The organism is Paraburkholderia susongensis, from assembly GCF_900177725.1.
Lineage (GTDB): Bacteria > Pseudomonadota > Gammaproteobacteria > Burkholderiales > Burkholderiaceae > Paraburkholderia > Paraburkholderia susongensis.
Window position 1 is genome coordinate 71,990 of record NZ_FXAT01000018.1, and the last position, 13,415, is coordinate 85,404.

The 13,415-nt window shown below is 64.7% G+C and carries 11 protein-coding genes; 7 read left to right on the forward strand and 4 right to left on the reverse strand.

What is annotated here, in order from left to right:
• Positions 1–19: 19 nt before the first annotated feature.
• Entirely contained in the window at positions 20–865 is an 846-nt protein-coding gene (locus B9Z01_RS32145; RefSeq protein ID WP_085489580.1) for an aldo/keto reductase, read from the reverse strand.
• A 239-nt stretch (positions 866–1,104) separates the two neighbouring features.
• Here B9Z01_RS32145 and B9Z01_RS32150 point away from each other — a divergent pair, with 239 nt between their 5' ends.
• Complete coding sequence (locus B9Z01_RS32150) at positions 1,105–1,851, forward strand: GntR family transcriptional regulator (protein WP_042321463.1); 747 nt, start codon at positions 1,105–1,107, stop codon at positions 1,849–1,851.
• Positions 1,852–1,959: 108 nt separating this feature from the next.
• Here the strand turns inward: B9Z01_RS32150 and B9Z01_RS32155 are convergent, their stop codons facing one another.
• Positions 1,960–3,369, reverse strand: a complete 1,410-nt coding sequence (locus B9Z01_RS32155; RefSeq protein WP_085489581.1) for a CoA transferase — start codon at positions 3,367–3,369, stop codon at positions 1,960–1,962.
• A 126-nt stretch (positions 3,370–3,495) separates the two neighbouring features.
• Between B9Z01_RS32155 and B9Z01_RS32160 the strand changes: the two genes are divergently transcribed.
• A complete protein-coding gene (locus B9Z01_RS32160) occupies positions 3,496–4,737 on the forward strand; it encodes a citrate/2-methylcitrate synthase (RefSeq protein WP_085489582.1) in 1,242 nt (413 codons plus the stop codon).
• Between the two features lie 17 nt (positions 4,738–4,754).
• Here the strand turns inward: B9Z01_RS32160 and B9Z01_RS32165 are convergent, their stop codons facing one another.
• Entirely contained in the window at positions 4,755–5,060 is a 306-nt protein-coding gene (locus B9Z01_RS32165; protein ID WP_085489583.1) for a DUF2917 domain-containing protein, read from the reverse strand.
• Between the two features lie 183 nt (positions 5,061–5,243).
• Here B9Z01_RS32165 and B9Z01_RS32170 point away from each other — a divergent pair, with 183 nt between their 5' ends.
• The 3 genes from B9Z01_RS32170 to B9Z01_RS32180 all read left to right on the forward strand — a co-directional run bounded on the left by B9Z01_RS32170 (position 5,244) and on the right by B9Z01_RS32180 (position 9,816).
• Positions 5,244–6,662, forward strand: a complete 1,419-nt coding sequence (locus B9Z01_RS32170) for an aminotransferase-like domain-containing protein (RefSeq protein WP_085489584.1) — start codon at positions 5,244–5,246, stop codon at positions 6,660–6,662.
• A gap of 117 nt (positions 6,663–6,779) precedes the next feature.
• Entirely contained in the window at positions 6,780–8,246 is a 1,467-nt protein-coding gene (mdtD, locus tag B9Z01_RS32175; protein ID WP_085489585.1) for a multidrug transporter subunit MdtD, read from the forward strand.
• Positions 8,247–8,541: 295 nt separating this feature from the next.
• On the forward strand, positions 8,542–9,816 hold the full coding sequence (locus B9Z01_RS32180) for an EAL domain-containing protein (RefSeq protein ID WP_085489640.1): 1,275 nt from the start codon (positions 8,542–8,544) through the stop codon (positions 9,814–9,816).
• Here B9Z01_RS32180 and B9Z01_RS32185 read toward each other — a convergent pair.
• Entirely contained in the window at positions 9,772–10,818 is a 1,047-nt protein-coding gene (locus tag B9Z01_RS32185) for a sigma-70 family RNA polymerase sigma factor (RefSeq protein ID WP_085489586.1), read from the reverse strand. The two genes, B9Z01_RS32180 and B9Z01_RS32185, sit on opposite strands and share 45 nt — an antisense overlap.
• A gap of 270 nt (positions 10,819–11,088) precedes the next feature.
• Here B9Z01_RS32185 and clpP point away from each other — a divergent pair, with 270 nt between their 5' ends.
• Positions 11,089–11,736 (forward strand): ATP-dependent Clp endopeptidase proteolytic subunit ClpP, encoded by a 648-nt coding sequence (clpP, locus tag B9Z01_RS32190; RefSeq protein ID WP_085489587.1) that lies wholly within the window; start codon positions 11,089–11,091, stop codon positions 11,734–11,736.
• Positions 11,737–11,877: 141 nt separating this feature from the next.
• Positions 11,878–13,332 (forward strand): NYN domain-containing protein, encoded by a 1,455-nt coding sequence (locus B9Z01_RS32195; RefSeq protein ID WP_085489588.1) that lies wholly within the window; start codon positions 11,878–11,880, stop codon positions 13,330–13,332.
• The last annotated feature ends 83 nt before the right edge of the window (positions 13,333–13,415 follow it).

Here is a 13,415-nt window from a genome sequence, read left to right on the forward strand (position 1 = left end):
CTCAGGCTTGCACCCACCTTCACAGCATTTCGAGCGGACGCTTGCTGCGCGGCGGTTTGAAATACGCGTCGAGCGCGGCGAGTTCAGCGGCTTCCAGCTTCAGTTGCGATGCGCGATGGTTATCACGCACATGCTCGACGTGCCCCGCCTTCGGAATCGCGCAGACACCCGGCTTGCCCAGCACCCACGCCAGCGCCACCTGAAACACCGAGACGCCGCGCGCGTCGGCAATGTCATCGAGCGGCGAGCGCTTCGGCAGGCGCGCATGATCGACCGGACTGTAGGCCATCGCCGGCATCCCGCGCGCGGCGAGCCACGGCAGCAGATCGAACTCCGGGCCACGGCGCGCCACGTTGTAGAGAATCTGATTGGTCGCGCATGCGTCGCCGCCCGGCGTCGCGACGAGTTCGTCCATGTCGTCGGTGTCGAAGTTGCTCACGCCCCAGTGGCGGATCTTGCCCGCGCGGCGCAGCGCCTCGAACGCATCGACGGTTTCGGCGAGCGGCACCGAGCCGCGCCAGTGCAGCAGATACAGATCGAGCCGATCCGTTTTCAGACGCTTGAGGCTTTGCTCGCAGGCTGCGATCACGCCACGCCGGCTCGCGTTGTGCGGATACACCTTGCTCACCACGAACACCTTGTCGCGTAAGCCGGCGAGCGCTTCGGCGAGCAGCGACTCGGTCGCGCCGTCGCCGTACATTTCGGCCGTGTCGATCAGCGTCATGCCGAGCTCGATGCCGCAGCGCAGCGCATCGATTTCCGCCGCGCGCTGCGCCGGCCTCTCGCCCATTTCCCACGTGCCTTGCCCCAATGCCGGAATGCGCTCGCCGCCAGGCAGGCTCACGCTTGCGATATCGCTCGTCATGCTGACTCCTCGAAGTGGCTCGATCCAATGCGATGCGTTGCGCGGCATGCTCACCGTGCGGCACGCACATCGCGCGGCACGACACGGTACGGCGCATCACGGCGCGACGCATGCTACGAAAAAACTAGCAACGAGTTTAGCGGCTCGGCGGCCTCGCGGCGGTGCGCCTGGCAAAAGCCCGCTATAACGCGGCGCGCCGATGTTCTAGAATTGCCGCTTGCCCATCTTGCGTGAGCCCCATGACCTCTGCCTCGGAAGACCGCTGGCGCGACCTGCGCCCGGACCCGGAAAACGACACGCCGCTTTATCTGCAACTCGCCCGCAAGCTCGGCAGCGCGATCCACGAAAACCGCTGGAATGCCGGCGAGGCGCTGCCCTCAGAGCGCGTGCTCTCCGAGGCGCTCGGCGTGTCGCGCATCACGTCGCGCAAGGCGATCGCGCTGCTCGTCGAGCAGGGTTTGATCCGCCGCACTCAGGGCGCGGGCAGCTTCATCACGCCGCGCTACGAAGACCCTTTGTCGCGTCTGTCGAGCTTCAGCGAAATGCTGCGGCGGCGCGGCTTCACGCCGAGTTCGAAGTGGCTGTCGCGCGAAATTTCGCCGGCCAATCGCGATGAAGTGATCCAGCTCGGCCTGTCGCCGGCGGCGGCGGTGACGCGGTTGCGGCGGCTGCGGCTGGCCGACGGCATCGTGATGGCGGTCGAGAACTCCACGTTTCCGGCGGCGGTGATTCCCGATCCGCAGGCAATCGGCGATTCGCTCTACACCTACCTCGAGAATCGCGGACTGACGATCGTGCGCGCGCTGCAGCATTTCCGCGCGGTGAACGCGAGCGAGGAAATCGCGCAGCAGATGAGCATTGCGCCGAACGAGGCGCTGCTGCTGATTACGCGCGTCGGTTATACGGCCGATCAGCGGGCGATTGAATTGACCGACACGTATTGCCGCAACGATTACTACGATTTCGTGGCGGAACTGAGGAAGTAGGCGCGGTGGGTGGTGGGTGGGTGGTGGTATCGCCTTCGTCGCATTCCTTGCGCTCGGCCGTTCTGGCGGCCAGCGCAAGTCCGTCATTAGCGTGAACAGGCCCAGCCGTCACGTCCACCGAGCCTCATGCGCGCCGATACGCGCCGGCGGCAGCGCATAAAACGCGGGCGTCTCCTCCAGTTCCTCCGCCGGCTGCACCCCAAGCACGCGCCCGAATTCGGATTGCACGCTCGCGACGCAATCGCCTATCTCGTCGAGCGAAACGTCGGGCGCCTGCTGCCCCTCGGACAACAGCCCGAACGACTGAAGCCAGCGCCCCGTCTGCGCGAGCGACACCCTCACATGCCAGCTGCCGCCTTCGCTGGCCCGCCGCGCGAGCGCGACCATCGCGCCGAACGCGGCCAGATAACCGGTCGCGTGATCGAGCGCCTGACACGGCAGATGCCGCGGCTCGGCACAGCCTGCCGCCGCGCGCTCGGTCCACGCGATGCCGCTCGCCGACTGCACGAGGCTATCGAATCCGCGCCGCTGCGACCACGGCCCCGTGTGCCCATACGCGCACACCGACACATACACGATGCCGGGCCTCAGCCGCGCGAGTTCGTCCGGACCGAAGCCGCGTGCCGCGAGCGCGCCCGGACGATACGCCTGCAGGAACACGTCGGCGCCGCCCGCGAGCCCGCGCAGCGTCCCGCATCCGGCCGCGTCGCGCAGGTCGACGACGGCCGAACGCTTGCCACGGCCGTTGTCGATCACGAGCGGCGCAATGTTCGGCAGATGCGGGCCGTTGATCGTCAACACGTCCGCGCCATGATGCGCGAGGGCACGGCCAGCCACCGGTCCCGCGATGATCCGCGACAGGTCCAGCACGCGCACGCCCGCGAGCGGCCGCTCGAGCCCGGCATCGAGGCGGCGCGGCGATGACTCAGGCGGCTCGGGCGGTGCGTCGCCGATGCGCTCGATCTCGAAGAGCGGCAGCCCCGCAATCGCCTTCGCCTGCTCGAGCGCGGCCCATTCGTCGGGTGTGCGAATCAGCGCGGCGCACAGGCCCTCGTCGGCGAGCGTTTGATCGAGTGCCGCGCCGTCCCAGTTGCGAATCGCGGCCGCCACCGGCTCGCGCCCGTTCTCGCAGCCGAGCACCCGCAGCACACCCTGCAGATGATGCGCGAAATTCGTGTGCAACTGGATCCAGCGGCCGTCGCGTGTCTCGTAGAAACCGGTCACAGGGTCGCGCAGCACGAGGGGCGGCCCATCGTCGATACGCAGATAGCGCTCGCTGCGAAACGCCGCCAGCGCGCGCCGCATCTGCACCGACACGTGCTGCCGGCGCCCCGTGCGCAAGCGCCAGTATTCAGCCGCGGCGAGACCCGTCGCGGCGATGGTGGCCGAAGCGAGGCTGCCGACGCGGTAGACCGACGGCAGGCCAGGGTCCGCGCCGCTCAACGAAACGGAGTGCAGCACGACCGGATCGCATCCGGCGAGGGTCCAGATATGTTTGAGAGCGAGTTCGGGCGTCATGGCATGGGGCGCGTTCGAAACGCGGACAGAAAGGAAGTGACCCGAGTCTAGAATTTCGCCTTGCCGTAATCAATCTTGATTATGATAATCAATATATATTGATTTCTTCGGTTTCCGCACATTTTCATGTCAAGCCCGATTTTCCTCACCGCTGCCGAAGCCGCCGCGACGCTCGGCGTCAGCCTGCCCACGCTGTATGCGTACGTGAGCCGCGGCATGCTCGGCTCGTCGCCCGACGCGCAGGGCCGCCATCGGCTCTACGATGCCGCCGAGGTGCGCCGCCTCGCGCGCCGCAAGGCGGATGGCAAACGCGCGGGCAAGGTCGCGCAGAAGGTGCTCGACTGGGGCGTGCCGGTGCTCGAATCGTCGATCACGCTGGTCGCGAACGGGCGTCTCCTGTATCGCGGACACGATGCGATGGCGCTCGCGCGCAGTGCATCGCTCGAAGACGTCGCGGCGCTGCTGTGGGAATGCAGCGTGCGGCGCATCGCCGATGCACCGGCCGTGCCGCTCGCCCCCGCGCAATGGAGCGCGTGGCTCAAGCTCTGGAGCGACAGCACGCCGCTCGATCGCGCGCTCGTGCTGCTGCCGGCCGCCGCGGCGCAGATACCGCGCGTGTGGGCGCTCGGCCGCGACGCGCAACTCGACACCGCATGCGCCGTCATGCGGCTGCTGGCCGCCGCGATGCTGCCGTCGGCGCCGTCGAACGAACCGCTGCACCGGCAGCTCGCCGCCACGTGGCAGGTGCGCAACCGGCAGCAGAGCGCGCTGCTGCGCGCGGCGCTGGTCGCCTGCGCCGATCACGAACTCAATGCGTCGACGTTCACGGTCCGCTGCATCACGTCGACGGGTACGCACCTGTTCGGCGCGGTGGCGGGCGGACTCGCGGCGCTTGCCGGCCCGCGTCACGGCGGCGAGACGGTGCGCATCGCCGCGTTGCTCGATGAAGCGGCGCGCGCGCCCGATCTGGACCGCTATCTGGCGAACCGTCTCGCGCGCCACGAACAGGGTGCGCAGGGACCGGTGCTATCGGGCTTCGGCCATCCGCTTTATCCGGACGGCGATCCGCGTGCGCGGCTGCTGCTGGAGATGCTCGCCGACTGCGCGCCGGCCCGCTCGCCGCTGAACGACGTGCTGCGGTTCGCGCGTGCGGTGCGTGACACGACTGGCGCCGAACCGACCGTCGACTTCGCGCTCGTCGCCATCGAGCGGGGACTCGGGTTGCCGGCCGGCGCGGCGTTCACGCTGTTCGCCGTGGGGCGGGTGGTCGGCTGGATCGCTCATGCGATGGAGCAAACGCGCGACGGACGGCTGATCCGCCCGCGCGCGAGGTACATCGGGGAGTATGAGGTGGGTGAATCAGGGTGATGCCGCGCGCAACCGCTTCAGACCACACTGGGACGGCGCGCCAGCCAGCCCAGCATCGGCCACCCGGAAAGGGGTTTCGGCGTTGCGCGCTGCGAGCCGCTTGCCAGCGCAAAACGCGCCCCCGCCTGCCCCGCGCTGATCCACGCCACCGAGCCGCGCGGCAATTCGATCGACTCGCCCGTCGCGAGCCAATGATCTTCGTGCTCGCCCTCGAGGGTCAGCCAGGCCTCGCCTGAGATCACCTTGAAAATCGACGGACGCGCGACACGCCAGGCCGCCGCGGGCTCGCCATGTTCCAGTTCAAAAATCCGGACTTCACGCATCGCCGCTCTCCTTGAAGAACTTTCCTGTTGTAGCGATTATTGACGTGCGATGATCGGAAACCCATGCACAGTTCCGAACACTTTCATCGGAACTGTTCAGTCGAAAAACCGAACAGTTAGCCTGACTGGCGCGACGCGAGCCGCCCATCTTCACCTCGGCGGCCAACAGAGGAAAGCAACCGTATGAAGCTCGAAATCCAGCTCGATCGCGACAACGGCGTGCCGCTCACCGAACAGATCGTCTCGGGTGTCACCGCGTGGATCCGCTCGCGCAACGCGCACCCCGGCTCGAAGCTGCCGTCGATCCGCCAGTTCGCAGCCGAGTTCGGCGTGAGCCGCTTTCCGGTGATCGAGGCTTATGACCGGCTGGTATCGCTCGGCTATGTCGACTCGCGGCGCGGCTCCGGCTTCTATGTCGCCGATCGCCAGCCGGCGGGCTCGCTCTGCGCAGGCGCGTCGGACCCGCGCCGCGCCGAGGACGAATCGGACCATCTGCTCCAGCAGTTCAGTCATCCGGGCGAAATGCTCAGGCTCGGCAACGGCTTTATTCCGGAAAGCTGGCGCGACATGGATGGCATCGCCCAGGCGATCCGCCACGTGTCGCGCACCGACCCCTCGAGCATGGTCGATTACGCGACGCCGCTCGGCAACCCGGTCCTGCGTGAGCATCTGCGTGTGCGCATCGCGCAGTTGGGCATCCAGGCGGATGCGTCGCAAATTCTCATCACCAACGGCGCGAGCCAGGCGTTCGATCTGCTGATGCGCTACATGCTGAAGGCCGGCGACACGATCTTTGTCGAAGACCCCGGCTATTACAACCTGTACGGCCTGCTGAAGCTGCATGGCGTGCGGCTGATCGGCATTCCACGCATCCACAACGGTCCCGACCTCGACGTGATGGCGGAGCAGCTCAAGCTGCACCGGCCCAAACTGTTGCTGATCAATACCGTGTTCCACAATCCGACCGGCACCACGGTCGCGCCGCAGGTCGCCTTCCGGCTCCTGCAAATGGCGCGCGAGCACCGCTTCTCGATTATCGAAGACGACATCTACGCCGACCTCCAGGCCGATATCAGCGACCGCCTTGCCACGCTCGATCAGCTCGAGCAGGTCATTTACATTGGCGGACTGTCGAAGACGTTGTCGTCGTCGCTACGGATCGGCTGCGTGGTGGCGGGTCACGCGCTCATCAAGGACCTGGTCGATATCAAGATGCTGACGAGCATCGGCGGCTCGCGCTTTGCCGAAGCGGTAGCGGTGTCGATGCTGGAGCGCGGCGCGTATCACAAATACCTGGAACGTCTGCGCCGCCAGATGCGTGATGCGCTCGGCTCGACCATCCAGACGCTCGAAGACGCCGGCTGGGAAATTTTCGAGAAGCCGGCGGGCGGCAAGTTCGTATGGGCACGCGTGGCACATGTGGCCGATGCCAGGCGGCTGGTGGAATGCGGCACGCCGCTCGGTGTAACGGTCGCGCCGGGCCATTACTTCCGGCCGAATCAGGAACCGAGTCCGTGGACCCGGATTCACGTGGCATTCGGGAACGATCCGCGCGCGCGGGCGTTTTTCCACGCGGCAGCGAAGCTGGCGCCGGACGCGTGAAGACGGGTCGGGCAGACCGCCGCCTCGCGCGCCGCCCGTCACGGGACGCTGCGCCAGGCCGCGCTTTTCCCTAGAATAGCGACTCCCAGCCCGCCCCTGCGCGCCCAGCCGCCCTCCATGTCCACGACGCCGACGCCGCCCGCCCTCGCCCCAGACACCCCCACTCCCTCGGGCCCCTCGCCCCGTTCTCTCACCGTGATGCTGTGGCTCGTCGCCACCGGCTTCTTCATGCAGACGCTCGACTCGACCATCGTCAACACCGCGCTCCCCGCGATGGCGACAAGTCTCGGCGAGCTGCCGCTGCGCATGCAATCGGTGGTGATTGCCTATTCGCTGACGATGGCGGTGATGATCCCCGTGTCCGGCTGGCTTGCCGACAAGCTCGGCACGCGGCGCGTGTTCTTCAGTGCGATCCTCGTGTTCGCAGTCGGCTCGTTGCTGTGCGCGAACTCGCACACGCTGAATCAGTTGGTGATCTTCCGCGTTCTGCAAGGCGTGGGCGGCGCCATGCTGCTGCCGGTAGGGCGACTCGCGGTGCTGCGCACCTTTCCGGCGGAACGCTATCTGCCGGCTTTGTCGTTCGTGGCGATTCCGGGCCTGATCGGACCGCTGATCGGCCCAACGCTCGGCGGCTGGCTCGTCAAGATCGCGTCGTGGCACTGGATCTTTCTGATCAACGTGCCGGTCGGCGTAGTGGGCTGCATCGCCACGTTTATCTTCATGCCGGATAGCCGCAACGAAAACACCGGCAAGTTCGATATAACGGGCTACCTGTTTCTGGTTGTAGGCATGGTGGCGATTTCGTTCGCGCTCGACGGCCGCAGCGAATTCGGCATTCAGCACGCAACGGTACTGGTGCTGCTGATTCTGAGTCTCGCCTGCTTCGTCGCCTATGGTCTGCACGCGGTGCGCGAGCCGTCGCCGATCTTCCCGCTCGACCTCTTCAAGATCCACACTTTCAGTGTCGGCCTGCTCGGCAATCTGTTCGCACGAATCGGCAGCGGCTCGATGCCCTATCTGATTCCCCTGCTGCTGCAGGTGAGTCTCGGCTATAGCGCCTTCGAAGCCGGCCTGATGATGCTGCCCGTCGCGGCGGCGGGCATGGCATCCAAGCGCCTCGTCACGAAATTGATCGTCAAGTACAGCTACCGAAGCGTGCTGATGGCCAACACGATTCTGGTCGGCCTGATGATGGCGAGCTTTGCCCTCACCAGCACGAATCAACCGTTGTGGCTGCGGCTCGTGCAACTCGCGGTGTTCGGCGGCGTGAACTCGATGCAGTTCACCGCGATGAACACATTGACATTGAAGGACCTCGGCACCGGTGGCGCGAGCAGCGGCAACAGCCTGTTTTCGCTGGTACAGATGCTCTCGATGAGCCTTGGCGTAACCGTGGCCGGTGCCTTGCTGACGACCTTTACCGGCCTCATGCAACGCGTGACCGCCGCCAATTCGCTGCCCGCGTTTCATGCGACGTTCCTGTGCGTCGGGATCATTACCGCGTGCTCGTCGTGGATCTTCGCGCAACTGTCGCCGGACATCCGCACGCCCGCGAAAAAAACCGATCCTTCGGAACGGACATGAGACCCGGAACGATAGCGATGGGCAAGCGGAGCGCGTTCCGGCGCAGCTTGCCGCGAGTGCCACTGAAGAGCGCCGCCGACCTGCAACAGGGCGTGCGCCGCACCAGCGAAGTGCGAATCATCGCCTTCACGCTTTAGCGGGCGCACAATTGCCGTATCAGAGCATGGCTGATGGACACTCAGGTGGCGTTTGCGCACGCGCATAGTTCTTGCTCGCCTATCCTGTAAACTTTTGATCTGCGCGGGCAAACTCGTGCCGATCCGGCAAGCGCCGCCACTTTCACACGACTGACATGATGAGCATGATCGAACTCGATCCTCCCGGTTTTCAGCCACCACGCCCGATGGCCGGCGACGAAGGCTCCCGGCGTACCGTCCTGTATGGCGGGTACACCGTCTTCAGCGTGTTTCAGCCGGTTTTCTCGGTGTCGCACCGGCGTGCGATCGGGTATCACGCATCGTTGCGCGCCCACGACGAAAATGCGCAGCACGTGCCCTCGCACGAGGTTTTCACACAGGCCGCCCGACGCGGCGACCTGCTGGAACTCGGGCGACTGGCCGAATCGCTGCACCTCGGCAACTTCAACGCGTTCGACAGCCACGACGAATGGCTTTTCCTGAGCCTGCATCCGGCTGCGCTGATGGACACCAGTTACGGCGACGCGCTGCTTGCCAGCCTGAAGGCACTCGGTCTGCCGCCGCAGCGCGTGGTGCTCGAAGTATCCGAGCAGGCGGGCGGCGAAACCACGCGCTTCACCGAAATCATCGACGCGTTGCGCAAATCCGGTTTCCTGATCGCACTCGACGGCTTCGGTGCGAAGCATTCGAATATCGACCGCGTGTGGAATCTGCGGCCGGACATCGTGACACTCGACCGCTGCATCCTCGCGCAAGCCAGCGAACACTCGCATATCGAGCGCGTGCTGCCGGGTCTCGTCTCGCTGCTGCATGAGTCGGGACAACTCGTGCTGATGGGCGGACTGAGCACCGAGCGTGACGCGCTGATCGCGCTTGAATGCAACGTCGACTTCGTCCAAGGCGCCTTTTTCGCGGGCCCGAGCGTCGAACCGGTCAAGCCGCAAGTTGCGGCCGACCTCATGGATTCGCTCTCCGCGGCGCTGCGCGAACGGGTCGCGACACGTGAGAAAGCCCAATCCGCAAGGCTCGCGCCTTATGTCGCCGCCCTGGAGACAGCCGCCGCGCAACTGGTTGCCGGGGAATCCGTCACCGAGGCCACTGCACCGCTGCTCGCACTTGGCGAAACGGCTCGCTGTTTCGTGCTGGACGGCTCGGGCCGGCAGATCGGCGACAACGTGCTGCCACCGGGGCGCACGTCGCAACGCGCCAAGCGCTTCCACCCGCTGCTGCATTCGGAAGGCGCGAGCTGGGAGCGCCGTCCGTACTTTATTCAGGCGATGCGTCAGCCCGGTCAGGTGCATCTGACGCCACCCTATCTGTCGATCAACGAAGCACACCTGTGCGTCACTGCCTCGATTGCTGCCCATACGCCACACGGCACACAGGTGCTATGCGTAGACATCAATTGGGAAGTCGCGGCTCACCGCAGTTGAGGCGCCCGGGCGATGCTGGATCCGTGCGAGCAGTTCCTTGACCGCCGCTCGGCCCAGCATGCGGTTAGCGGCCTCCAAACGCGCGGCGCTGGTCACGATGCGCAACGCGACGATCTTCGCCGAACTATCCGTTGTGCCGTCCGTCAGCACGTCGATCACCCCAACGACGTCGCCTTCGCAGAACAGCGCGAGGCACACATCCCCCTGCATGGACACCACTTCGGCATGGGTCGCCTGTTGCGCGAGCGAGGTTATTGCGTCCACCCAGCCCACAGCCACCGGTTCGCCTGTGTGCAGCGGTTCGGATGCGGCCACGGGGACGGGCTCGCTCAGCGGTACTTGCAGAGCCGCATTCTGGGGACCGCACAAGGGCGCGTCGCTCATCACTTCCGGCGCGCCGCTAAAGAGCTGTAGCAGACCCGCCCGGTCCTGCGTTTCCAGCGCCGCGCGCAAACGCTCGACGATCCGCCCATGCACCGCCGGATCGGGCCGCTTCAACGGCGCACCGGCCAGCTGCAAACGCGCCTTGGCCCGATGGACGATCTGCCTGCAAGCGGCCGGCGTGCGCTCGAGAATCGAGGCGATCTCCGCATAATCGCAATCGAAGGCTTCATGCAGTACGAACGCAGCGCGTTCCTCGGGCTTCAAACGTTCGAGCAGCAGCATCACACCGTATGACATATCCGCCGTGCGCAACGCCAATTCCTCAGCAGATGGCGCAACCTCGTCAAGCCAAGGCTCCGGTAACCAGCCGGTGGCCTGCGACGCGCGCTCACGCTGCGCCTGCCGGAAACGGTCGATCGCCATGCGCGTGGTCAGGGTGGTAAGCCACGCGGCCGGTGTTTGCACGGCCCGCGTATCGGCCAGATGCCATTTGAGCCAGGCGTCCTGCACCACGTCTTCCGCTTCCGCCCGGCTGCCCAGCATCCTGTACGCGAGCGCCAGTAGACGGGCGCGCGCCGCCTCGAAACTGGATGCCTTGTCGATTCCCTGTTCCGTCATGCGTAGACCTCCAGATCGTGTGTAGTGAAAAAGCGAGCTTGCGACATTGCGCGGGCGCTCGCCAGCGTCGGCATTCCTTCAGTTTGACGCGCGAGCAATCGGGGATGTGACAGCGAGACGAAAAAAAATTCCTGTCACACGGCTGGCCGCGACTTCGTCAAATGAGCAACAACCAGCGCGGGGCGCGCGCGGTTTCTGACCCGGCGCCACCCGAGCACCTGGTAACACCCGTGCCACCTGCCCGTGCCGCGCACTCGTAACGAGGAACCTATGCATTCCAGCTACCCATCCGTCTCCGGTCTGGGCCTCGTGCCTACCGTGATCGAACAGTCCAGCCGTGGCGAGCGTGCGTACGACATTTACTCCCGTTTGCTGCGCGAGCGCATCGTGTTTCTGGTCGGGCCGGTGAACGAGCAGTCGGCCAGTCTGATCGTCGCGCAACTGCTCTTTCTGGAATCCGAGAACCCTGACAAGGATATTTCTTTTTACATCAATTCGCCGGGCGGCTCGGTGTACGACGGCCTCGCGATTTACGACACCATGCAATTCATCAAACCCGAGGTCTCGACCTTGTGCACTGGTTTCGCGGCGAGCATGGGCACCTTCCTGCTCACCGCGGGCCAACGCGGCAAACGGTATGCGCTGCCGAACGCGCGCATCATGATTCACCAACCGTCCGGCGGCGGCCAGGGCACCGCGGCGGACATCGAAATCCAGGCGAAGGAGGTGCTGTATTCACGAGCGCGTCTCAATGCAATAACGGCTGAACGCACTGGCCGCAGCATCGAGGAAATCTCGCGCGATACCGACCGCGACAACTTCATGTCGGCGCTCGAAGCAAGAGACTATGGATTAATCGACGAAGTACTGGAAACTCGCGCGGGGCCAGGCGGCGCCATTCGCAACGGGAACATGTAGCGGAAACGACTTGTGGCATTTCAGGCCGGATTACTTCATGCCCGTGCGTGCGCATCAGACCACAAAAGCTGCCCACTTTCGCTGGAATCGCTATCATGTCGCGATTCGTCGACTTCGACGATCGCTTCAGTGGAGAGATACATGGCGTCATCCAACGAAAACGTCAGCATGGCGCTATTTTGCGACTTCGAAAATGTCGCACTGGGCGTGCGTGACGCGAAGTACGACAAATTCGACATCAAGCTGGTACTCGAACGCCTGCTACTCAAGGGCAGCATTGTCGTCAAAAAAGCCTATTGCGACTGGGACCGCTACAAGAGCTTCAAAGGAGCGATGCACGAAGCCAATTTCGAGTTGATCGAGATTCCGCACGTGCGCCAGTCGGGCAAGAATTCCGCCGACATCCGGCTCGTGGTCGACGCCCTCGATCTCTGCTACACGAAATCGCACGTCAATACGTTCGTCATTATCAGCGGCGATTCGGATTTTTCTCCGCTGGTGTCGAAACTGCGCGAGAACGCCAAGCAGGTGATCGGCGTGGGTGTGCAGCAGTCCACGTCGGATCTGCTGATTGCCAATTGCGACGAGTTCTTCTTTTACGACGATCTCGTGCGCGAAAGTCAGCGCTCGGTCGTCAGGCGTGAATCGTCGCGCCAGCAACAAGGCACTCAGCAAACCGCCAAACGTGCACCCGACGAGGACAAGGCCCGGCCTAAGGAAGATCTGGAAAAACGCCGCAGCAAGGCGGTTGAAATTGCGGTGCAAACGTTCGACGCGCTCGCTTCCGAACGGGGCGATAGCGGCAAGATCTGGGCGTCCGTGCTGAAAAACGCAATCAAACGGCGCAAACCGGACTTCAACGAGACGTACTACGGTTTTCGCGCTTTCGGCAATCTGCTGGAAGAAGCGCAGGCACGAGGACTGCTCGAATTCGGCCGCGACGAGAAATCAGGTGCGTATGTATATCGAAGCACAGCAGCGAATGTCGCCGGCGAAACCGTGAATGAGCCTGTTGAAACGGAGTCGGCTGAACACTCGCATAAGGCACAGGCCGTGGAAGCTGCCACTGGCGAGCCGGGCGCCAAGCACGAATCGCGTCGAAAAGATCGAAACAGACGCAAGGCAGGCCGCGGCCAACACGAAGTTGCCTTTGAGGAATCCGCGGCCGTCGAGCCAGCAGTCGCCGAGCAGGTAGCCAGCGAGCAGACTCAGGAGGACGAGACGCGTGAACAGGTGCCGTCAGCAAACGAGTTCGTGGCAGCACTGCCCGAAGTGCCCCAGGTAGCATCGGAGCGCGCGGGCACGGAGCCGGTCGCCGGCCAGGAAACCGCCGAGGAAACAGAGGGCGAACAGGCCGAGCGTGCCCAAAACGCCAAAAAGCGCACATCGCGAAAAACGGCCGCAAAGAAAGTGAAGAAGAGCGCACCGCGAGCGATCGATGAAGCGCCTGAAATCGCCGCGCCAGCCGAGGCCCCTGCATCACCGGTCGGTGAAGACGAAGCCCCTGTGGCGCAGAAGGCAACTCGCAAGACAGCGTCGCGCGGTCGTCGCCCGCGTAAAACGACAGTGGCAAATAAAACGGACGGCACGGAGTAAGCACACCGCGACAACCTCATAACAACCCAAACACCGCTACTCCGTTTGTCGCTCCCACACCGGCGCCCGTTGCCAGTGAGCTT